We start from the raw sequence: 24,297 nt of genomic DNA, 5'->3' as shown, positions 1-24,297 counted from the left end.
AGATCCTAACGATGAAAAATGCAAATAAAATCATTACTATATTTTTTCTTTTATCAGTTTTGTTTGGTTGTTCAGATGATTTTCTTGATAAAACGCCTCTTGATAGGTTGTCCCCTACCACATTCTATAAAAACGAAACCCAGGCTAAAATGGCACTAATGGGTATTTACAATGCCATTCAGCCAAATGCCACACCGACTCATTTTTATCAGTTTGAATTTATGTCGGATAACGGTTATTGCCAGGCAGCATGGCAGGGTTCAAATGAAATTGGCTCATGGAGTACCAATTCAAACAGCTGGGCTCCGAATGCAAAATGGCAACAAGATTATAAAATCCTTACAAGGGCAAATCAATTTATGAAAGACATTAGTACAGCTCCGGTAAGCGACGAAGTGCGGACTCAGATGGTGGCGGAAGCAAAATTTTTACGAGCTTATGCCTATTCTGATTTAATTACTTTTTTTGGAGATGTGCCACTTATAACCGAAGTGCTGACACTTGATGAAGCCTACGTGTCACGAAATGCTAAAAGTGAAGTTCTTACTCAAATTCTTTCTGATTTTACTGATGCTATCGCTGTATTACCAAAATCTTATTCTGAGGTAGGACGTGCGACTAAAGGTGTAGCATTGGCCTATAAAGCAAAAATCTTACTTTATAATGAACAATGGGATGCAGCCGCTCAGGCCGCTAAGGATGTTATGGATCTTGAGGTTTATGATTTTTTCTCAGACTACTCTGGTCTTTTCACGGAAGCCAAGGAGAATAATAGTGAAGTTATTTTTGATATTCAATACACAACAAATCAACCCCAACCATGGCCGGCAGAGCCATTTGTTCTGGGTACCTGGCAAACGTCGAACATTACAGCCGATATGATTAATTCATATTACATGACCAATGGGTTGCCGATAACAGATGCAACATCTGGTTATGATGATCAGGATCCTTATACAAACAGAGATCCAAGACTTGCTAGTACTGTAGTTCTGCCGGGTTCAACATATGGAGATGCTACTTTTATTCCTGCCAGTTATGCTGAATACCCTTGTGGCGCCAAACCACGTAAATATGCGGAGTATGGAGTTGCCGACGTCAACACCAGTACCCTGAATACGATCTTGATGCGATATGCAGATATCTGCCTGATGCGTGCTGAAGCGCTAATCGAATCTGGTAGTACGGATCAGGAAATTTATGACCTGATTGATGCTGTTCGTGCAAGAGTGGGAATGCCTGCTATTGAATCTGTTGAAGGAACCGGGCTTAACCAAACTCAACTTCGTGAAATAGTAAGACATGAAAGAAGAGTCGAATTTTGCATGGAGGGAACACGGTATGCAGATATGTTGCGTTGGAAAGATGAATCCTTAGTGCATGATGTGTATGGTTATGACAAATCGAAATTATCTGACCCTGCAGACCCAACTAAATGGGTGTTCGAACAGATTAAGATAACTACTATAAACTTTAATGCAAGCAAGGGGTGGTTGTGGCCAGTACCTCAAGGAGACATTGATATTAATGAAAATTTACTCCCTAATAATCCTGGGTATTAAAAATATCAATTAATAAGGCAAAGCCAAGGTCTTTTTTAAGATCTTGGCTTTTGTTTTTGAACTAATCCTTACGTTTTTTGGTTCTTATTGATCCACAAAATAAACCACTGACAAGATTTGCAAATGGATCTGAATTGAAATTAATAAGCATTGATTTTTAATAGTGAACAATACTTTTACTTGTCAAATAAAATGCAAAAATATTTCAATTAAAAGCACGGGTTGGTGAGAGAAACATATAAATTGGTTCGCTTAAAACTTGCAAAATAAAAATAAACATTTTCGGAAAATAAATTTACAAATTAAACGGTAAGGCAGTATGGATTATCGTATGGCGTATAATACTTATCTGCGAATTATGAGCAATAATTTGACCTGCCTGTGTGGCACGTTCCTTTATTTTTCTATTTTTTATTTATTTTCGGAATTCGTATATTTAAAAAGTAATTTACACTTTTGAAAGTGTAAATTAATCAAATATGAAAACTAATGGACTGGTTGTATGGTTAACATTTGGAATGGAAATGTTGTTTCTGTGAGAAAAATTCACCATTAACTTTGTCTTTATGCGGACCAACATTTCAGAACACATATTATATACCACCGGCAGATAGTATAAGACTGGCACAAAGCAATACTTGCAGTGTTTTTAGAGGGAGCTGTTAAATATAGTTTCCGGCGATCTGTTTTAATTCGTTTGTCCAACAAGCTGCTGCAACCAAAAACCCAATAGTAACTCAAAGAAACAAATTATGCGAAAAATTATTTACCTGTCTTTTATTTACTTGTCAATATGGATGGCTTCTTGCGCTCCTGACGAATATGAGAAAACTCAGTTTGGTCTGAAAGCTACAGTTGATTCAACCGAAATTGAAGTACAGTTTTTCTCACCTGAAATTGTTAGGATTATCAAATCGAAGCAAGGCTTCAATTTCGAGAAAAAATCTCTTTCAGTAATTAAATCGCCGGAAGCACAACTACTGGAAATAAATAAAAAAGGTCAGTTGATTACTGTAAAAAGCAGCGCACTTCAGCTGACCCTCGATCTTGTAAGCGGTAAGATTGAATTTGCTGACCTGAACGGAAATGAATTGCTGGCAGAAAAAGAGGCTGGCTCCATATTTACTCCGTTTGATGATGCCGGCAAAGCCAGTTTTACAGTAAAACAAGCCTTTGCATTGGAAAATGATGAAGCACTTTACGGACTTGGGCAGATTCAAAATGGCAAGCTGATGCAAAGAGGCCAAACCCTCGAAATGAAGAACTCAAATCTGAATATTACGATCCCTTACTTCTATTCTTCAAAAGGTTATGCTCTTTATTGGGATAACTACGCAGCAAATACTTTTGTAGATAATGATGAAGAAACTTCGTTTGAGGCAATTGGTGATTGTGCCGATTATTATTTCATGTATTCAGGGATAGGAACAAAGGCAGTGGCACAAATGCGAGACTTAACAGGTCAGGCGCCTATGATGCCATTATGGACATTTGGATATTGGCAATCCAAAGAACGCTATAAAAATCAGGACGAGCTGGTAAATGTATTGAAAGAATACAGAAAATTGCAGGTTCCGATTGACGGAATGATTCAGGATTGGCAATACTGGGGCAAAGACAGTATGTGGAATGCCATGACTTGGAAACCAATTGAATATCCTAACCCGAAAGTCATGGCAGATCAGGTTCATGGAATGAACGGACACCTTATGGTGGTTGCATGGCCTGGATTTGGTCCGTTAACCAAGCAATACAAAGAATTTGAGTCGAAAGGCATGCTCATAAATTTTGATACTTGGCCACCCAATGGAGGTACTAAACCTTATGACGTTTACAACCCGGAAGCCCGCGATATTTATTGGGATTATTTGAACAAGGGTGTATTCTCGATTGGAACTGATGCCTGGTGGCTTGATTCTACAGAACCTGACCATATTAATGTGAAAGAGAGCGATTTTGTAGAACCTACTTTTCTTGGGTCATACCAATCGGTGTCTAATGCTTTCTCTCTGGAACATACCAAAGGAATTTACGATCATCAACGGGAAATGACCTCTGAAAAGCGGGTGTATATTTTAACCCGTTCATCATTTGCCGGACAGCAACGAAATGGTGCCAATTCATGGTCGGGAGATACCGGTTCGAGTTGGGAAAATCTGGGAAAACAAATTCCGGCTGCCGTAAACTTCTCATTGAGTGGTATACCCTATTGGAATGCAGACATTGGAGGTTTCTTTGCCGGCAGATACAATAAAGACGGTGGTGCTAAAAATCCTGAATATCAAGAGCTTTATGTTCGTTGGGCTCAGTTCGGTGCCTTAACTCCAATGATGCGTTCGCATGGAACAGATATTCCTCGTGAAATTTATCAGTTTGGTAAACGAGGAGATTGGGCTTTTGATGCCATTGAAAAGATGATTAAGCTGCGTTACCGCATGCTTCCTTATTTGTATTCAACAGCTTGGCAGGTAACCAGCAATTCAGGTTCGTTTATGTATGCGTTGCCCTTGCTTTTTCCCGATGATAAAAAGCTTGCTGATTTGAATGATGAATATGTATTTGGTCAGTCTTTGTTGGTAGCACCAGTTATAAAACCCATGTATACCGGTAAAAATAATGATAAGGTTTTCAGTACTTTTAGTAAAACCCATAGTCGCCGGATTTATCTGCCTGCCGGGACTGAATGGTTTGATTTTTGGACAGGCGAAAAATTGGCTGGCGGTCAGGAAATAAACCGAGAAGCACCAATTGATCTGATCCCATTGTATGTGAAAGCCGGTTCTATTTTACCATGGGGACCCGAAGTGCAATATGCATCAGAGAAAAAGTGGGACGATCTGGAGATTCGTATTTATCCCGGTGCTGATGGCGAATTTACTTTGTATGAAGATGAAGGAGACAACTACAATTACGAAAAAGGAGCTTATTCAACTATTTCTTTCAAATGGGACGATGCACAGCAAACATTGAGTATTTCAGACCGAAAGGGAGAATTCTCAGGCATGTTGTCTGAACGTCAGTTTCGTTTGATTTTGGTGAATTCAATTTCAGGAACTGGTTTGGGTGAAAATACTGCTGTGAGAACAGTAACTTACATCGGTAAAGCTCTGTCAGAAAAACTTTAGATCATTGTTCAATATGAATACAAACCGCAGAAATTTTCCAAACAAGCCTGTATGGCAGGAGGATTTTTCTGTGGTTTTTTCTTTCGGGGTTTGATTTAAAGTCTAACTCTCTTTTTGGAAATTAACAGGCGACTTCATTATTTCATCATATATATTATTTATCTGTTGAAATAATGAGGTATGGGGATAGAGAGGAATTTGGTGATCTGTTTAAAGGTGTTCTTCACGTTTATAGAATTTGTGAATATTAATATGTTTACATGGAGCTATTTTTGATTAGGTGACTTTTTTTGTTTTTCGGATAGTGGAGATTGATCTTAAATGGACACTATAGGTATGGTATATTCAGAGTCCCATTTATATTTTTGATTACTCTTTTATTTATTCTGAAGAACATCCAATTAAAGTTGTGCAGATATTGTAGAAAACGTATTTTGTACTTTTATTTTGAACCTTACAATTTAATAGAACCTAAACCTAAACTCAGAACTGAAATGAGATCATCTATTTTTTTCTTATCCATTTTTACACTGGCTTTTTTTACTTCCTGCCAATCTAAAAAGACGATTAAAACTTTCAATAAAGACGAATTTAAATCCTGGGCACAAACTCCACCTATGGGTTGGAACAGTTGGGATTGTTATGGTCCAACCGTTGAAGAACATGAAGTGAAAGCCAATGCCAATTATATGGCAGAAAAACTAAAAGATTATGGTTGGGAATACATTGTGGTGGACATTCGTTGGTTTGTCGAAAATGACAAAGCAGGAGGATACAACCAAACCGATCCACACTATGTGATTGATGAATACGGACGTTACCAACCTGCGGTAAATCGGTTTCCTTCAGCAAAAGACGGTAAAGGGTTTAAAGAACTAGCTAACTACATTCACAATAAAGGCTTAAAATTTGGGATTCATATCATGCGAGGTATACCGAAAGTGGCAGTAGAAAATAAATTGCTAATTAAAGGAACAGACGGTATTACAGCCGATCAGATCTATTCAACCGAACTCCAATGTGAATGGTTGAAGGATAATTATACAATTACAGCAGATAAACCAGGTGCACAGGAATACTACAATTCTATTTTTGATTTATATGCCGAGTGGGGGGTTGATTTCATTAAAATTGATGACTTGTCACGCCCATATCATCAAGGGGAAATTGAGCTGATTCGCAATGCAATTGACCAGTGCGGTCGTCCTATTGTCCTTAGCACTTCACCGGGCGAAACACCGATTGAAGCAGGGAAACATGTGCAAAATCATGCCAATATGTGGAGAATGGTCGACGATGTATGGGATACCTGGCCACACATCACTCATCTAATGGATATTTGCCAAAAATGGTATCCTTACATTGCACCCGGCACCTGGCCCGATTGTGATATGATTCCATTGGGACGCATCTCTATTCGCGGGGAACGTGGAAATGACCGCATGACCCGTTTGAGCAAGGATGAACAATACACGCTGATGACTCTGTTCTCAATTTTCAAATCACCCTTAATGTTTGGAGGTGATCTTCCAAGTAATGATGAGTTTACACTTTCCTTGCTGACCAATAAAGAAGTGTTGGAAATGCACCGCGTAGGAATTAATGTACATCAGCTTTTTCAAAAGGATGGAAAGCTTGCCATTACTTCTAAAAATTCCGTTACCGGTGATGTTTATCTTGCCCTTTTCAATATCTCGGATTCGCCTGTGGAAGTTGCTGTCGAGCTAAATGAAATTGGTGTAGATTCAAACTGTAAGGTGATTAATTTGTGGACGGGAGAAGAAATCAGCACGACTTCGGATACATTTGGCCGCGAATTAGCTGCTCATGCTTGTGGATTGTTCAAATTCAGACAGTAGAATAATTTTAAGACAGAAATATAATACACTATGAAACGTCCATGTATAAAGCTTTCTACACACAGGGAGATGATTATATGGTAAGTTCTCCCGAAACAAGTTCGGGACAGGCTATATGGCAAATGAAAACAAATTATAATCATATGAAACGTCCATGCCAAATCGATTTTGACACACAGGGAGATGATTATTCCAAGCATGGTAAGTTCCATATGGCAAAAACTTAAAATTATAATCATATGAAACGATTTTATTTATTGCTGAGCCTTATTGTTTTATCGTTATTTCAGACCGTGTTCGCTAACGAACCCGATTCAGCTTATGTGTTTTCTTATGCTGCAGTTAAAAATAACGGCAGCAACGGAATGCATTACGCCTGGAGTACCGATAAAAAAAACTGGCATGGCATTGGTCCGGAATATAGATTCCTTTTTAGTGATTTTGGGCGTTGGGGAAGTCAAAAAAGATTGATCACACCCTATCTATTTCTGGATCAGAAGGAACAGTGGCACTGCATTTGGACTTTAAATGAAGAAGTCGGGCAGTTTGCACATGCAGCCACCAGCGATTTATTTACCTGGGGCAGACAAGCCTATCCCTATGTAATGGACAAAGGCAATGTTCTTTTGCCCGAAATTTCCTTTCAGACTGGCTCAGGAAATTATCTGATTAGCTGGCTGAGCGATCATGATGGAAGTCAAAAGGTATATAAAACTACGACTACAGATTTTAAAACCTATACAACGACAGTTGAAGGAAGCGAAAGTGATCGTTTAAACGACCGCGTTGTTGTTATGATTGATGGTGAAAAACAAACAGGTATCATTCAAAAAACATCATGGAAAACAATTGATGGTTTGATGAAACATTATGAATGGAGTCAGTACCATGAACAACAAAAAAATGAAAGTCTGAGTGAAGATTCACAACGATTCAAATCATTAAAAGCGCTGGATGCTGAAATTTCCATCGATTTGGAAAAAAGTAAGTCCATTAGCGATTTATTGATTGGAATATTTTTTGAGGACATCAATTATGCTGCCGACGGAGGTTTGTATGCCGAGTTAATTCAAAACCGTGGATTTGAATATGCTCTAAGTGACAGAGAAGGGCATGACAAGAATTGGAATAGTACAACGGCATGGAATTTCACCGGTGATAAAAACAGTTTTATTATTGATACGGTTACTCCGATCCACCCCAATCAAAAACACTACGCTGTTTTATCGATTAAAAAGCAGGGTGAGGCCTTGGTTAACGAAGGTTTTGATGGCATTCCTGTGAAAGCCGGTGACAAATACAACTTTTCTGTTTTTGTTCGAGGCTTGGATGGGGCTAAAGGGAAATTGCTGATTCGTTTGGTGGATGAAAACGGGAAAGTATATGCTGAAGCTTTCGGCAAAAGCATTAGTTCAGATTGGAAAAAACAGGAATTTGTGATCATTGCAAACGGTGATTGTGATAAAACTCATTTGGAAATAGTTCCGCAATTTACGGGCAAAGTGGCATTGGATATGGTTTCTCTTTTTCCAAAGAATACATTCAAAGAGAGAAAGAACGGCTTGCGTGCAGATTTGGCTCAAACAATTGCCGATATTCATCCTCGCTTTATCCGTTTTCCGGGTGGTTGTGTAGCGCATGGCGATGGTCTTGACAACATCTATCGCTGGAAAAACACGATTGGCCCTCTGGAAGCCCGGATGCCGCAACGGAATATCTGGGGGTATCATCAAACTGCAGGCTTGGGTTATTTTGAATATTTTCAGTATTGCGAAGATATTGGCGCTGAACCATTGCCGGTGCTGGCTGCAGGTGTGCCCTGTCAGAACTCCGCAACCGGAGGAGACGGACAACAAGGCGGCATTCCAATGTGCGACATGGGTGATTATGTGCAGGAAATTCTCGACCTGATTGAATGGGCCAATGGGGATAAAAATACCACGTGGGGAAAACGAAGAGCTGAAGCCGGACATCCTCAGCCTTTTAATCTGAAATACATTGGAATTGGAAATGAAGATCTGATTACTGATATTTTCGAGGAACGTTTTACCATGATTTTCAAAGCTATTCAGGAAAAATATCCTGAAATCACAGTGATTGGTACTGTTGGCCCAACTTATATGGGCACCGATTACAGAGAAGGCTGGGAATTGGCTACAAAATTAAATGTTCCAATGGTAGACGAACACTACTATCAGTCTCCTGGCTGGTTCTTAAATAATCAAAACTATTACGACAAATATGACCGTTCCAAAGCCAAAGTATATTTAGGAGAATATGCAGCACACATAGCCGGCCGAAAAATGAATATTGAAACAGCACTTTGCGAGGCTTTGCACCTTAGTAATATAGAACGCAACGGCGATGTGGTTAGTATGACATCTTTTGCACCATTACTGGCCAAAGAAGGACACACACAATGGAATCCGGATCTGATTTATTTCAACAACACAGAAGTGAAGCCCACGGTTGATTATTACATACAAAAGCTTTATGGTCAAAATTCTGGCGATGAATATATTCCTTCAGCAATCACCTTGTCTGATAACCGAAAGGAACTAAAAAAACGAATAATTTCATCGCTGGTGCACGATAGTAAAACAGGTGATTACATTTTAAAACTAACTAACCTGCTGCCGGTTGAAGTGAACTCAACGATTAATTTGGAACCACTTCAGATAAAAGAAACAGAAGCAGTTGTAACCATTTTAAAGGGAGAACTTATCAACGAAAACTGCACACCGGTAAAAAGTTCAATGGTTATCAACAAACAGTTTAATTATCGTATACCTGCGTACTCTTTCTCTATCATTCGAATCAAATCAGAATAAAAATAATATTTACGAAAATGAAATTAAAAAAACAGATTAAAAGGCCGTTGATATTTGTATCACTCTTCATTCTACCTTATTTTTCGATCTTCGCTCAGAATAATTTTGTGATTGATGTAAAGAATGTTGGTGCAGAAATACAGCCTGAAATGTACGGCGTGTTTTTCGAAGATATCAACTTTGGTGCCGATGGTGGATTGTATGCAGAGTTGATTAAAAATCGTTCTTTTGAATTTGAACATCCCTTTTTAGGGTGGACCCCTTTTGGTGATGTAAAAGTTCAGCAGGAATCACCTTGTTTCGATAAAAATCCAAATTATGTCCGTTTTAACGAAAAAGGCCTTAGAACTGGTACCGGACTCGAAAATAATGGTTTCACAGGCATTGGATTTCATCAGTATGATGAATATTTGTTTTCATTTTATGCGAGATCAATTAGCAATGATGAAAATAAATTTAAGGTAGAATTACTAAATGCCGGCAATGCTGCAATTGGAACCAGTGAAATTTTAGTACAAGGAAGTGACTGGAAAAAATATACATGTACAATAAAAGCTAAGGAAACAGAAGCAAAAGGTAAAATCCGATTCATTTTGGAAACCGCAGGAACAGTTGATGTTGACCACATTTCTCTATTTCCGAAAGAAACATGGAAAGGCAGGAAAAATGGATTGCGCAAGGATCTTGCTCAGGCATTATATGACTTGCACCCGGGTGTTTTACGTTTTCCAGGTGGATGTATTGTTGAGGGAAATACCTTAAAAACCCGTTATCAATGGAAAAATAGTGTTGGTCCGGCTGAGAACAGACCTTTGAATATCAACAGGTGGTTTTATACTTTCAAATATCATTTCTTTCCGGATTACTATCAAAGTTATGGTTTAGGCTTTTTTGAATACTTTTTGCTTAGCGAGGATATTGGAGCAGAACCTTTGCCTGTATTAAGCTGCGGTTTGGCTTGTCAGTACGAAAGTAAAGAGTGCGTTGCGGTTGACAGCCTTGATTCATATATTCAGGATGCTGTTGATTTAATTGAATTTGCCAATGGGGAAGTTAGTACTAAATGGGGAAAAGTGCGGGCAGAAATGGGACATCCCGAACCTTTTAATTTGAAAATGATCGCTATTGGTAATGAGCAATGGGGAGAAGTGTATGTAGAGCGACTGGAGAAATTTGTGAAAGTAATACGGGAAAAGCATCCTGAAATTAAAATTGTCGGCGGTTCCGGTCCTTCTTCTGATGGCAAGCAGTTTGAATACCTGTGGCCAAAAATGAAAGAATTAAAAGTTGATCTTGTTGATGAGCATTATTACAAAAATCCTGAATGGTTTTATAAGAATGCAAAGAGATACGATGCATATGACCGAAAAGGGCCAAAAGTTTTTGCCGGAGAATATGCAGCACACGATAAGGATAAGGCAAATAATTTGCGTGCAGCATTGGCTGAAGCTGCATTCATGACAGGATTGGAGCGAAATGCTGATATCGTTCACATGGCAACTTATGCTCCGTTATTCGCTCATGTTGATGCCTGGCAATGGCGTCCGGATATGATCTGGTTCGATAATCTTACTTCTGTTTGCACTCCAAATTATTACGTTCAAAAAATGTATGCTAAAAATGCTGGAACAAACGTGCTTTCAATAAAATCGAAGGATGAAAACATTACAGGACAAGATAGTTTGTATGCAAGTGCCGTATTGGATCATGAAAACTCAGAGATAATCGTTAAAGTGGTAAATATATCTTCTGTTAATCATGAAATAAATATCAAACTGGATGGATTAAAAAAATCCTTTGAAGACAAAGAGGTGAAGATAACTTGTCTGCATTCAAATAATCCTGACTTACAAAATACATTGGCAGCTCCTTTGGCAATTGTACCGGGAAATTATTCCATTAGCTCTGAAAAAAACAGCTTTAAACTTTCGGCAGCGGGCAATGCTTTTTACGTGTGCCGTCTAAAAATTAAACAATAAATCTAAACTTGAAATATATGTTTTCAAAACCAAAAAAGCACATGATATTAATTTCCGGACTCTGTTTTTTTGTATTCAGTGTCTTGTTTGGCTGCAGCTCTGATAAAGCAGGAAATGATACCAGTGCCTATTTATTCGCCTATTTTACAGGCAATGCTCCCGGCGAAGAAGCCATTCATTTTGCAGTAAGCGAAGATGGTTATCACTATCGGGCTCTCAATAACAATCAGGCAGTAATTGATTCAAAACAAATCAGCACTTCGGGTGGTGTGCGCGATCCTCATATTTTGCGCGGAGAGGATGGAAAAACATTTTACATGGTAGCCACCGACTTATTTGTACCGGAACAGGGTTGGAATAATTATGCGATGATTTTGTTGAAATCAACAGATCTAATTCATTGGGAAAGTTCTGTTGTAAACATTCCCGAGACTTTCAAGAATGAGTTTTCTGATGTGAATCGTGTGTGGGCACCGCAAACAATCTACGACGAAGCCACTAAAAAATACATGGTTTATTTTTCAATGAAGCAGGGAGATGATCCTGATAAAATCTATTATGCATACGCAAATGCTGATTTTTCGGGACTCGAATCAGCACCTGAACAACTTTATTTTCCGCCGGAAGAAAGCAATACAAAAGCTTGTATTGATGGTGATATCGTCTTTTTCAACGGGAAGTATCATTTGTTTCATAAAGCCGAAGATGGCGACCCTGGCATTAAATTGGCTGTTTCAGATCAATTAACAGAAGGTTATCAGCTGGTTAGCGATAAAAGAATGGATTGTGAAACCAGTCCTGTGGAAGGAAGTGGGATTTTCAAATTAAATAACTGCAACGACTGGATTCTGATGTACGACCTTTATACCAAAGGTGGTTATCAATTTACGAGAAGTACTGATTTAGAGAGTTTCACTGTAATCGATCAGGATATTTCGATGAATTTTCATCCCCGACATGGTACGGTGATGCCAATTACTGATAAAGAATTAAAATTACTGGTATCAACTTACAGCAATTACGACGATTTACTGGTTGATGCCAGTTCTCCTTTACTAAAGAAGAACAATGTCTGCTTTAAAGCTCAGGATAAGACAATTTATCTTCCTGTAAAAACCGGAGCAGACATGAATCATTTCGATCCGGAATTCAAAACCTTTTCAGGAATTTCTTATAGTCCCAAAGGGGCACAGGATTTCTCGAAAGGATCGGTGAAATACACGTTTAAAATTGATGGAAAAGAAAGTCAAAACTTCGAGGTATCGGTTTCGGAAGATCACAACCCTGTTTTGGAAGGTTACAAAGCCGATCCTGACATTCTGTATTCTGAGAAAACCGGCAAATATTACATATACCCAACCAGCGATGGTTTCAATAATTGGTCGGGTTATAAATTCAGTGTGTTTTCATCCGATAATTTAGTTGACTGGACCGACGAAGATGTTATTATTGACCTAAAAAAAGATGTTAGCTGGGCCAATAGAAATGCCTGGGCACCCTGTATTGTCGAAAAGAAAATCGACGGACAGTACAAGTATTTCTATTATTTTACTGCAGCACAAAAAATAGGTGTGGCTGTGGCCGATAACCCTACGGGGCCCTTTGTTGACAGTGGAAAAGCATTGATTGATAAAAAGCCAAAAGGAATTACAAATGGGCAGGAAATTGATCCCGATGTATTTACCGATCCTAAAACCGGCAAAAGTTACCTGTATTGGGGGAATGGTTATATGGCCGCAGCCGAATTGAATGATGATATGGTTTCTATCAACGAAAAAACCACAAAATTGATGAATGTTGATAACACTTATCGTGAAGGCAGCTATGTAATTTACCGCAATGGAATCTACTATTTTATGTGGTCGGAAGATGATACCCGAAGTCCGAATTACAAAGTGCGCTATGCCACTTCAGATTCGCCGGTGGGAAAATTGACGATTCCAGAAAATAACATTGTAATCCGACAAGATAAAGATCAGGAGATTTATGCCACAGGACACAATTCAGCCATTCAAATTCCGGGCAAAGACGAATGGTATTTGGTATATCATCGTTTTACCCGTCCAAAAGGAATTACAATGGGAAGAGCCGGTGGATTTCACCGCGAAGTGTGTATTGATAAATTGGAATTTGATGCCGGTGGAAGTATAAAAGAAGTAAAGCCAACTCTTTCAGGTATCGATGCTGTTAATTAAGAATGGATTGCTGAGTGTTTAATTATCAAATACTGTACACAATGAAAAAAATATTTTTATATACGATCCTTTTGTTCACATTCTTACTGAATGCTTGTTCGCCCCCAAAAAATGAAGGAACATTTGAAGTTGGAGATAAAACATTTCTGCTTAACGGGAAACCATTTGTTGTTAAGGCAGCCGAAATGCATTATCCCCGAATTCCGAAAGAATATTGGGAGCAACGCATCAAGATGAGTAAGGCTTTAGGCATGAATACAATTTGCCTGTATGTTTTCTGGAACATTCACGAACCTGAAGAAGGCAAATACGATTTTACCGGAAATAATGATGTGGCAGAATTTTGTCGTTTGGCTCAACAGAACGGGATGTATGTGATTGTTCGTCCCGGACCCTATGTGTGTGCCGAATGGGAAATGGGAGGTTTGCCCTGGTGGTTGCTAAAGAAAAAGGATATTAAGCTGCGAGAGCAGGATCCCTATTTTATGGAAAAGGCAAAACTATTTATAAACGAAGTAGGAAAGCAGCTGGCCGACCTCCAGATTACCAAAGGAGGAAATATATTAATGGTACAGGTTGAAAATGAGTATGGTTCTTTTGGTACAAATAAGCCCTATATTCAAGATATCCGCGATATCGTAAAAGGTGCAGGATTTAATGATGTCCCATTATTTCAGTGCGATTGGAGTTCCAATTTCCAGAATAATGCATTGGATGATCTGCTGTGGACTGTTAATTTTGGGACGGGAGCCAATATTAATGAACAGTTTAAAAAACTGAAAGAGCTTCGTCCTAATACGCCTCTTATGTGCAGCGAATTTTGGTCGGGCTGGTTTGATCATTGGGGAGCAAAACATGAAACCCGAAGCGCAGCCGATTTGGTGAACGGAATGCAGGATATGTTGGATCAGAATATCTCGTTTAGTTTATATATGACTCATGGCGGAACCAGTTTCGGACATTGGAGCGGTGCCAACTTTCCTAATTTCTCGCCAACTTGTACCTCGTACGATTACGATGCGCCAATTAGCGAATCGGGAAGAACAACACCCAAATATTTCGAAGTTAGAAAATTACTGGAAAAATATTTGCCTGAAGGTGAATCGCTAAGTGAAATTCCCGATTCAATACCAACCATTAGCATACCAGTTTTTGAATTGGATGAAACAGCTCTCTTGTTCGACAATCTTCCTGAAGCAAAAATGAGTGAAGACATTAAATCGATGGAGTTTTTTGATCAGGGATGGGGAAGTATTTTATACCGGACCAAGCTTGAAAAATCGGATAAACAGCAATCTTTAGTGATAACTGAAGCTCATGATTGGACACAAGTTTTTATCGATGGTGAAAAAATAGCAACCCTTAGCCGGCTAAGAGGAGAAAATACAATTCTATTGCCTCCTGTAAAAGAAGGTGCTGTTCTTGATATTTTAGTTGAGGCCATGGGAAGGCAGAATTTTGGCAAAGGGATTTACGACTGGAAAGGGATCACCGGGAAGGTTGAAATAAAATCGGATAAGGAAGTAAAGGCACTAAAAAATTGGCAGGTATATAATATTCCTACCGATTACAGTTTTGCTAAAAACAAGCATTATAGCAAGCTGACAAATTCTGAAAAACAACCTGCTTTTTATAAAGGAAAGTTTGTGGTTGAGAAAAAAGGAGACACTTTTTTGGATATGAGCAACTGGAGCAAGGGCTTGGCCTGGGTGAATGGTCACGCCATTGGCCGCTATTGGGAAATTGGCCCGCAGCAAACACTTTACGTTCCGGGATGTTGGTTAAAAGAAGGTGAAAATGAAGTGATTGTTTTCGATTTGGCATCGCCAACAGAAGCTAAAACCGAAGGATTGCGCCACCCAATATTAGATGTTTTAAAAGGAAATGGAGCTTATGCTTCGCGTAAACCAGGAGAAACTCTTGATTTAACCAATGAGACGCCGAATTATAAAGCTTCATTTACAAAAGGAAATGGTTGGCAGCATATTAATTTTAATAAACAAGCGAACACCCGCTACTTTTGTTTGGAAGCCTTAAATTCCTTTGGAGGAGATAATTTTGCTTCAATTGCCGAACTGGAAATTCTTGGTGAAGATGGCAAACCCTTATCGCGGCAGCATTGGAAAGTAATATACGCCGACAGTGAAGAATTAGATGTGGCCAATAATACGGCAAGCAATGTATTCGATTTACAGGAATCAACCATATGGCATACGAATTACTCAACAACCAAAGCAGGCTTTCCACATCAGATTGTAATTGATTTGGGTGAAGAAAAGCTTGTTACAGGCTTTTGGTATTTACCGCGTGCCGAAGAGGGAAAACCGGGTATGATAAAAGATTATAAAGTGTATTTAAAGCAAACGAGGTTTAAATTATAAAAGCAGAAAAAACACAAGATTAAGAAATGTAAAAACCATTATTCCTTAGCTGGAATAATGGTTTTGTTTTTTCTTGCGTAAATGGAGAATACCGATTAGTAAAATTTCGTTGAAGTGCTCCTGAGCGAAAAAAGAGGTGCTCAAAATGCTTTGAGGTGATTCTTTGCAAAAAAAGAGGTGCGCAAAATGCTTTGAGGTGCTCCTGAGCGAAAAGGGAGGTGTGTAAAATTTCGTTGAAGTGCTCCTTTGCAAAAAAAGAGGTGCTCAAAATGCTTTGAAGTGCTCCTGAGCGAAAAGGGAGGTGCTCAAAATGCTTTGAGGTGCTCCTGAGCGAAAAAGGAGGTGTGCAAAATGCTTTGAAGTACTCCTTTGCAAAAAAGAAGGTGTTCAAAGTGCTTTGAGGTGCTCCTGAGCTAAAAACCCGGACTTCAAAGCGATCAGTTCAGGCTGTGTGTATTATTCTGTTTCAGAACCGTTTTACATGCTAATATTTTTTTGAATCTCAAGTTCAACAAATGGCCTTTAGTCTTAGCTTTAAAGCTAGATGATATAATGCAGAATGTTGAGCAGTGCCGTGGATGAGCTTGCGAATTTATGATTCAAACAAAGCAACAATCGGTATTACTGTTTTTTTTGAAATTCGCTTGGCGTTATGTTGAACTCCGCTTTAAAGCAGGAAGCAAAATATTTAGGATCAGAGAACCCTACAGAATATGCTACTTCGGAAATGCTAATGTGACCTGATTTTAGCATTTTGGAGGCATGCTTTAGTTTAATGTTACGAATAAATTCAATAGGTGATAATCCTGTAATTGTTTTAATTTTCCTGTATAGTGTTGATTTTGACAGGTTAAGTTGCCCGGCAAAAGAGTTGATGTCAAACTCTGTTTCTGTTAAGTTTTTTTCAATAATGAGAATGGCATTTTTTAAAAATTGTTCATCCATTGACGGATAATCCAATGAAGAGATATTTATTTCTTGATTAGATTTAAAATCTTGCTGCTGCTGTTTCTTTTGCAAAGTGAAATTCTGGATTCGTGCCTGCAGTACATTTATTTCAAAAGGTTTTGAGATGTAGGCATTTGCTCCGGCATTATAACACTCAATACGATCATCTATGCTGTTTTTTGCAGTAAGAAGAATAATCGAAATATGATTTGTTTCTATATTGTTTTTTAGTGTTCGGCACAACTCGAGGCCATCCATTTCCGGCATCATTACATCACTAATAATTATATCTATATCTGTTGATTTTACAAGCTCAATAGCTTCCAAACCATTTTGGGCCGTCAATACATTATAAGATTTGAGCAAGCGTTTTTGAATTATTTCAAGTAATTCAACATTGTCTTCAACCACCAGGATGTTTATGTTGCTGATTTTTGAAGATATTTCCGGATCTTCCTGAGGATTATCATCTATATTATTTAAATCTAAACTTTGTGCTTCCTGATATATTTCTTCAATTGTATAACTTTTTTTATCAATAGGAATCTCTACGCAAAATGTGGAACCTTTTTTAGGAAAACTATTTACGGATATTTTCCCATGATGAAGTTCTGCTAAATCTTTTGTTAGAGATAAGCCAATCCCATTTGTTTCGCTTACATCAGTTGTTTTGTTATTATAAAACCGTTGAAAGATATGTTCAATGTCTTCGGGTTGAATTCCTATGCCTGTATCTGATACTTTAATCGAAATAAATTCTGTGTTGTCTTTGATGAGAAGATTAAGCTCAACAATAATTTTTCCATCTCTAGGGGTATATTTAAAAGCATTTGACAGAAGATTAAACAGGATTTTATCCATTTTATCGGCATCAAAATAGGCGCTTATTTCTTGAGGTGTTGAATTCAATTCAAATAGAATATTTTTTTTATCAAACATTGGGATAAAGTGGTTGTAACAGATATCATTTATAAAGGATGAAATGTCCGCCTTTGCAACACGTAATTCCATTTTACCACCTTCCACTTTTCTGTAATCAAGTATTTGCTGAAGTAATCTTTTGAGTCTGATAATGTTCGATCGTATAATTCCAAATTCGGGCATGTTTTTTTGAACCGTCGTTTCAATGTCGTCTATCAAACAATTAATTATCGTTAAGGGTGTTAATAGGTCATGAGAAATATTTGTGAAGTATTTTAGTTTTGTTTGGGTAATTTCCTCTGATTTGCTTTTCTCTATTTGGGTGATTTTTACTTCATTTTTTAATTTGCTTCTGCCTAGAATAATTTTGAAAAGCAGGAATATTCCTAGAGTGAATAGTGAAAAATAGAAGAGATATGCAGTGTTTGTTTCATAGTATGCCGGTTTACGGTAAATTGTAAGTTTGGTGATATTATTACTCCACAGATTATGAGCATCAGTAGCTTTAATACAGAAAGTATAATGTCCTTTTTTTAATTGATTGTAAACCGCAAATTGTCTGTCGTTTTTAGCGTAAATCCAATCGTTATCTACTCCGTCCAATTTATAGGCATACTTTATTTTTTTTGCGTTTATGTAATCGAGAGTAGAGAAATAAATTTCAATGTTTTTATCCTCAGGACTTAAAACAAGAGAATTATTCTTGAAATCGAATTTAACTTCACTGTTCTGGCTAAGGATTGATTTGTTCTGTATTTTTATATCAGTAATTTTTGTTTGAACTTTAGCTAAGGGAGAGTTTAATTTTTCTGAAGGAATAAAACGCGAGTATCCTCTGTTTCCTCCTATGTATATATATTTTGAATCAGTTGTTTTACAGAATGATCCTTTTAGATGTGAATTGATTTGAACTCCATCAGAGGCTGAATAGACAAAATAGGCATTGTTTTTAGGATTAAATTCTATTATTCTTTTATAGGTAGTAATCCAAATATTATTGTATTTGTCTGAAATAATATCTAAAATAGCCTCTCCTTTTAATCCGCAATTTACAGTTCTGTTTGTAAACGATTTATCAGTAGTATTGTATGCAATTAAACTACCTTCTTTAGTACCAATCCAAATATTTTCACTCAAATCGGCGGTAATGGATTGAATATGGTCACTCAATAATTTACTTTGAATGTTTTCGATTTCTAAATTGGAAATTTCATCTTCTGTTACTATTTGCGGGATAGCTATTTTATATATTCCTTTGGCAGAGCTTATCCATAAGTTGTCATTTGTATCCTGCGTTATTGTGTTTATTGAACCGATCTTCTTATTTATCAGAAATATATTTTCAGATCCTCTTGGTTGAATAAACAGAACATTATTGGTACCGATCCAGATATTGGACTTATTATCTTCAAAAATATGATTTATCAGACCGGTGTTTTCAGATATACTATTTAGAAAGATTTCCTTTAAGGAAGTAATATCAGATCCCTTTTTTTTAATTTTTACAATTTTTGTGTTTAGATCATTTGTGATCCATATTTCATTGCGACTTGAAAGATAGTTGATGCTATTCGTTTTGCGTAATTCCGGTATGTTTTTTAATTTTCCAAATTCGGTAAAATATTTAATTGTTTTTGTTTCCGGTGAATATATAAATAGACCTAACCTATTTTGGTTGACCCAAATATCCTTATGGTTATCAACACATAACGAGGTGAAAGAAGGGGCTATGTTATTTTTGTTATTAAGAACATCTATTGGGAAATTACTAATTGCAGGTTTGTCAAAATCAATTTTAAACACCCCTTCGCTAAAAGCTCCAATCCATAAACTACCATCTCTGTCTTTTATTATTTCGCTAAAAATATTGTTGGTGTTTTTAAGTAATTCTTGTGTGTTAACAGGAATAAGATCACCTGATTTGTCATACTTATATGTAGTTAACCCAGACATAGACATTGACCAAATATATTCAACATTATCATCTTGAATAAAACTGAAAAAAGTTTTATCAGTTTTATTATCCTTCCAAGATGGCATGGGTATTTTCTTGTATATATTTTTTGAGGTAGAATTAGGAGTAAAAAGGTATAATCCATCATTCCAGGTTCCAACCCAATAATTGTTTTTGTTATCTTGAAACATTTTAAAGGGAATATCAATATCTCCTATTTTTGGATACTTTATAAATTGGTTTGATTCTCTGTTGTGTTTGTAAAGTCCATTACCCCAAAATGATAACCAGATATTTTTATAGGAATCTTCAAAAATGTAATTTACGATTGTATTGGGTATTGTATTGGGATCATCCGGATTGTTAATATAAGTATCCCGAATTGTAAAGTCTGGATTATATCTCTTAATAATATTGCTATATCCAACCCAAATTGTGCTGTCACTCGAAGTTAAAATAGTCTGTATGGATTTTTTGCGCAATGAAGTATCAGGATGTGGTATAATTTTATAACTATTTTCATCAAGTAGATTAAGACCTTCGTCTGTTGCTATCCAGATATTTCCATTGAAATCTTCTGAAATTGCAGAAATCTGATTACTGGAAAGTAAATTGGGATTATTCAGATCAGATCTAAAAATTTTCATGCGGTAACCATCGTACCTGCAAAGTCCATCCTGTGTTCCAAACCACATATATCCTTCTTTATCCTGGAAAACCCTATATACAGAATTGGAGGGTAATTGATCTAAAATAGGCAATTGATTAACCCTAATGTTGTTCTGACTTTGACCATTAAAAATAATGAACTGTAATAAGCCGACAATGACTTGAAAAATTAATCTGTTGATTTTTATTTTGGGCAGTTTACAGTTTGAAATATTGATCATTTTGTAGCTCTCTGTGATTAAAACCTATTAACAATGGACATCTTAATTCAACCAGTTATTACACAAACTTAATATAAAAAGTGTACCAATCTTTTATTTGAAGCTTTCAAAATATAAGTTTTTATCACAGGGTGATATATCATTCAATTAGGTGGAATAATCGGTCGGCATACTACTTTTTGTGCTTAGTTTGGGTGGTGGTTTAAATTCAAACCTTTAAGAATGATACCTAAACTTTTTTTACAATTTATAGGGTCACATTTACAGTACCTAATTTTTAAAATAACCTAATAAAGAAGTGAGGCCTATGAAAAAAATCAATTTGAAAAGAAATTCTATTCGGAATTCAAACTTTTATTTAAAATTCTTGATGGAAAAAATATCAATGGAAAAATTAACTAATCTATATCGTAATGAAGGAAGTATTTAATATTTTATTAAAATGTAGAAAAATAGGGGGAAGAAAGCCTTTGTTTTCTGCAACTATTTTAATTATGCTGATAATTAATTCATTTAATGTTCAGGCGCAAGAAATGCAAACGATTACAGGTGAGGTCACTGACACATCAGGGGAAGCCTTAATTGGAGTTAATGTTGTTGTGAAGAATACAACTATTGGTGTAATTACTGATTTTGATGGTCACTTTGTTTTAAAGGTTCCCCAAGATGGTACTTTGGTTTTTTCTTATTTGGGTTTTGTTGCTCAAACGATTTCGCCTGAAGGGAAAACAGTAATTAATGTTACGCTTGAGGAAGATTTTACGAAACTTGACGAGGTGGTTGTAGTTGGTTTTGGTACACAAAAGAAAGTAAATGTTACCGGATCCGTTGCAACTGCAAGTGCCGAGGATTTGAAAGAACGTCCGGTTGCTAATGCTGTTCAGGCTTTACAAGGTTTAATTCCTGGATTAAATATCTCAAATAGTGGTAATGGAGGAGAATTGAATGCTAAAAAATCCATTAATATTAGAGGGATTGCAACAATTGGAGATGATTCAAATGGAGATCCATTGATTTTAATTGATGGAATGGAGGGTGATATCAATACCATTAATCCTCAGGATATAGAAAGTATATCAGTATTGAAGGATGCTGCGGCATCTTCGATTTACGGTTCTCGTGCACCATTTGGTGTAGTTTTGGTTACCACAAAGAGGGGAAAAGAAGGGAAAACTGTTATTAATTACAATAACAGTTTTAGATTTAGTACACCGGTATTACTTCCGGATATGCAAAATTCATGGGAGTTTGTGAACTTTTATGATGATGCTAATTTTAACGTATCTAACTCGCATTTGTATAGTGATGATTATAAAAATTTGGTACATAGTTATTATAAGGGAGAATTAGATCCCACAGATGTTGCTTATCCTGGTAGTGGAGGCAAGTGGAACTATGACTACACATATGGTAATGTAGATTGGTTAAAAGAGTATTATAAACATTGGTCTCCTTCACAAGAACACAATATGAGTATAAGTGGAGGAAGTAAGGGGGTTACTTATTATGTTTCTTCAAATTACATGACTCAGGATGGTTTCATGCGTTATGGTACAGAGAGTTATGATCGCTTTAATTTAACAGGGAAGATTTCTGCGGAGTTGTCTAAATACGTTAAAATTGATTATTCAAATCGCTTTGTTCGTGCTGAATATGGAAGACCTACTAATATGAACGATGGTTTTTATGACAATATTTTACGGAGAGCACGACCTGTAAGACCTGTTGCAGACCCGAACGGATATTATATGTCAGATATCAATTACATTCAGACCATGTCGGAAGGTGGGCGTCAAAAGGAGCAAAACGATAAACTAACACAACAATTTAGAGCCACATTTACACCTGCAAAAGACTGGAATATTATTGGGGAGATGAATATCAGTACTGATAATAACTGGACACATTGGGATCAAAAAAGAGTGTATGCTCATAAGCAAGATGATCCGGAACAAACGTATAAAGCTATTACAAGTCCTGGTAATGAACAGGTGTATGAATATGCATACAAATCCACATTTCTGAACCCAAATATTTACACAAATTATACGAAGGAGTTCGGTAAGCATACTTTTGCCGGAAAATTGGGGTTCCAGTCAGAGCAAATGAAATACCGTAAAATGAGTGCTCAACGCACTGATTTGGTTAATTTGGATATGCCTGTCTTAGATTTAACGACCAATAAAGAGAATTACTCTATGATGGGACAGTATCAGGAATGGGCAACTGCAGGATTTTTTAGTAGAGTTAATTACGATTTTGAGGGTAAATATCTTGCAGAATTTAACTTGAGGTATGATGGTACTTCACGTTTCCGAGTTGATAAAAGATGGATTTGGACACCTTCTTTTTCATTGGGCTGGAATATTGCCCGTGAAGATTTCTGGAGTCCTTTAGTTGACTATATAGGCACTTTTAAACTTAGAGGATCTTATGGTGTTTTATCAAATCAGAATACAACTAATTGGTACCCTACGTATCAGACTCTTAGTACTGGTGCTTCGGATGGTATGTGGTTAATTAATGGAGCCAAACCAAATACCGCTTCGGTACCAGGTCTAATCTCTACAAGTTTGACTTGGGAAAAAATTAAAACCACGAATTTTGGAGTAGATTTTGGAATGTTAAGTAACCGATTAAATGGATCCTTTGATTACTTCGAAAGGAAAACAGAGAACATGGTTGGTCCTGGTGTAGAGTTGCCTGCAATTTTAGGTATAGGCGTGCCAAAAACAAATAATACAGATTTAAAAACCTACGGTTGGGAATTGGCATTACAATGGAGAGATAAAAAGGGTGATTTTAGCTATGGCATTCGTCTAAATATTTCTGATTCCCAAACTAAGATTTTAAAATATCCTAATAGAACAGGAGATTTAGGTCAGTATCGTGGTGGAGAATTAACTGGTGATATTTATGGTTATACAACCATTGGAATCGCCAAAACGGATGATGAAATGAATGCTCATTTGGTTACGTTAACCGATGGCGGACAGACTGCTTTAGGAAGTAGCTGGGCTGCTGGAGACATTATGTATGCAGATATTAATGGCGATGGTAGAATTGATAATGGAAGTAATACCATGAATGACATGGGAGATTTGAAAAAGATAGGAAACAGCACGCCTCGTTATCGTACAGGAATAAATTTAGATGCATCATGGAAAGGTTTTGATGTACAAATGTTTTGGCAAGGTGTTTTGAAACGCGATTTTGATCCGGGAGAAAATAGTATGGTTTTTTGGGGAGCAACAGGCAGCGGTCAATGGTGGTCTACTGCAATGACAGAGCATTTGGATTATTTCCGTGATGATGCTAATCATCCACTTGGATTGAACACAGACTCATATTACCCTCGTCCGCTCTTCAACAATAAAAACCATAAAACTCAAACCAGATATCTGCAAGATGCTTCATATATGCGTTTGAAAAATCTTCAAATAGGATATACATTTCCTAAAGCATTGGTTAGCCGAGTGGGATTACAAAACTTAAGATTGTATGTTTCCGGAGAAAATTTATTGACAATCACCAACTTATCTAAAACAATGGATCCTGAAACAGCAGGTATTGGTAGACAGGGAGGTACAGTTTACCCATTGTCGAAAACATATAGTTTTGGTTTAAGTGTTAACTTCTAAAAAATGACAGC

Annotated in this window: 10 protein-coding genes; 9 read left to right on the top strand and 1 reads right to left on the bottom strand. The window is 37.0% G+C overall.

Annotation, left to right across the window (positions count from 1 at the left end):
* Nucleotides 1-11 precede the first annotated feature (11 nt).
* The 8 genes from ACHZAX_RS14330 to ACHZAX_RS14295 all read left to right on the top strand — a co-directional run bounded on the left by ACHZAX_RS14330 (nt 12) and on the right by ACHZAX_RS14295 (nt 15,932).
* On the top strand, nt 12-1,562 hold the full coding sequence (locus tag ACHZAX_RS14330; RefSeq protein ID WP_320019623.1) for a RagB/SusD family nutrient uptake outer membrane protein: 1,551 nt from the start codon (nt 12-14) through the stop codon (nt 1,560-1,562).
* 752 nt (nt 1,563-2,314) lie between these two features.
* Complete coding sequence (locus tag ACHZAX_RS14325) at nt 2,315-4,687, top strand: glycoside hydrolase family 31 protein (protein WP_320019622.1); 2,373 nt, start codon at nt 2,315-2,317, stop codon at nt 4,685-4,687.
* A 494-nt stretch (nt 4,688-5,181) separates the two neighbouring features.
* Nucleotides 5,182-6,546, top strand: coding sequence for a glycoside hydrolase family 27 protein (locus tag ACHZAX_RS14320; protein ID WP_320019621.1), 1,365 nt, complete (start codon nt 5,182-5,184; stop codon nt 6,544-6,546).
* Between the two features lie 41 nt (nt 6,547-6,587).
* On the top strand, nt 6,588-6,773 hold the full coding sequence (locus ACHZAX_RS14315) for a hypothetical protein (RefSeq protein WP_320019620.1): 186 nt from the start codon (nt 6,588-6,590) through the stop codon (nt 6,771-6,773).
* 12 nt (nt 6,774-6,785) lie between these two features.
* Nucleotides 6,786-9,377 (top strand): alpha-L-arabinofuranosidase C-terminal domain-containing protein, encoded by a 2,592-nt coding sequence (locus ACHZAX_RS14310; protein WP_320019619.1) that lies wholly within the window; start codon nt 6,786-6,788, stop codon nt 9,375-9,377.
* A gap of 17 nt (nt 9,378-9,394) precedes the next feature.
* Entirely contained in the window at nt 9,395-11,356 is a 1,962-nt protein-coding gene (locus ACHZAX_RS14305) for an alpha-L-arabinofuranosidase C-terminal domain-containing protein (protein WP_320019618.1), read from the top strand.
* 17 nt (nt 11,357-11,373) lie between these two features.
* Complete coding sequence (locus ACHZAX_RS14300; RefSeq protein ID WP_320019617.1) at nt 11,374-13,551, top strand: family 43 glycosylhydrolase; 2,178 nt, start codon at nt 11,374-11,376, stop codon at nt 13,549-13,551.
* Nucleotides 13,552-13,592: 41 nt separating this feature from the next.
* Nucleotides 13,593-15,932, top strand: a complete 2,340-nt coding sequence (locus ACHZAX_RS14295; RefSeq protein ID WP_320019616.1) for a beta-galactosidase — start codon at nt 13,593-13,595, stop codon at nt 15,930-15,932.
* Between the two features lie 621 nt (nt 15,933-16,553).
* Here ACHZAX_RS14295 and ACHZAX_RS14290 read toward each other — a convergent pair.
* A complete protein-coding gene (locus ACHZAX_RS14290) occupies nt 16,554-20,645 on the bottom strand; it encodes a hybrid sensor histidine kinase/response regulator transcription factor (RefSeq protein ID WP_320019615.1) in 4,092 nt (1,363 codons plus the stop codon).
* 413 nt (nt 20,646-21,058) lie between these two features.
* On the opposite strand from ACHZAX_RS14290, the gene ACHZAX_RS14285 reads away from it, so the two are divergent.
* Nucleotides 21,059-24,286, top strand: coding sequence for a SusC/RagA family TonB-linked outer membrane protein (locus ACHZAX_RS14285; RefSeq protein WP_320019614.1), 3,228 nt, complete (start codon nt 21,059-21,061; stop codon nt 24,284-24,286).
* Nucleotides 24,287-24,297 lie beyond the last annotated feature (11 nt).

Source organism: Labilibaculum manganireducens, from assembly GCF_963665805.2.
In the GTDB taxonomy this organism is placed as follows: domain Bacteria; phylum Bacteroidota; class Bacteroidia; order Bacteroidales; family Marinifilaceae; genus Labilibaculum; species Labilibaculum manganireducens.
Note: the sequence above shows the minus strand (reverse complement) of the source record. Positions and strands in the feature narration are given on the sequence as shown.

Coding starts and splice junctions, on each gene's coding strand:
- ACHZAX_RS14330 (WP_320019623.1), top strand. CDS start 12: ATGAAAAATGCAAATAAAATCATTACTATATTTTTTCTTTTATCAGTT.
- ACHZAX_RS14325 (WP_320019622.1), top strand. CDS start 2,315: ATGCGAAAAATTATTTACCTGTCTTTTATTTACTTGTCAATATGGATG.
- ACHZAX_RS14320 (WP_320019621.1), top strand. CDS start 5,182: ATGAGATCATCTATTTTTTTCTTATCCATTTTTACACTGGCTTTTTTT.
- ACHZAX_RS14315 (WP_320019620.1), top strand. CDS start 6,588: ATGTATAAAGCTTTCTACACACAGGGAGATGATTATATGGTAAGTTCT.
- ACHZAX_RS14310 (WP_320019619.1), top strand. CDS start 6,786: ATGAAACGATTTTATTTATTGCTGAGCCTTATTGTTTTATCGTTATTT.
- ACHZAX_RS14305 (WP_320019618.1), top strand. CDS start 9,395: ATGAAATTAAAAAAACAGATTAAAAGGCCGTTGATATTTGTATCACTC.
- ACHZAX_RS14300 (WP_320019617.1), top strand. CDS start 11,374: ATGTTTTCAAAACCAAAAAAGCACATGATATTAATTTCCGGACTCTGT.
- ACHZAX_RS14295 (WP_320019616.1), top strand. CDS start 13,593: ATGAAAAAAATATTTTTATATACGATCCTTTTGTTCACATTCTTACTG.
- ACHZAX_RS14290 (WP_320019615.1), bottom strand. CDS start 20,645: ATGATCAATATTTCAAACTGTAAACTGCCCAAAATAAAAATCAACAGA.
- ACHZAX_RS14285 (WP_320019614.1), top strand. CDS start 21,059: ATGAAGGAAGTATTTAATATTTTATTAAAATGTAGAAAAATAGGGGGA.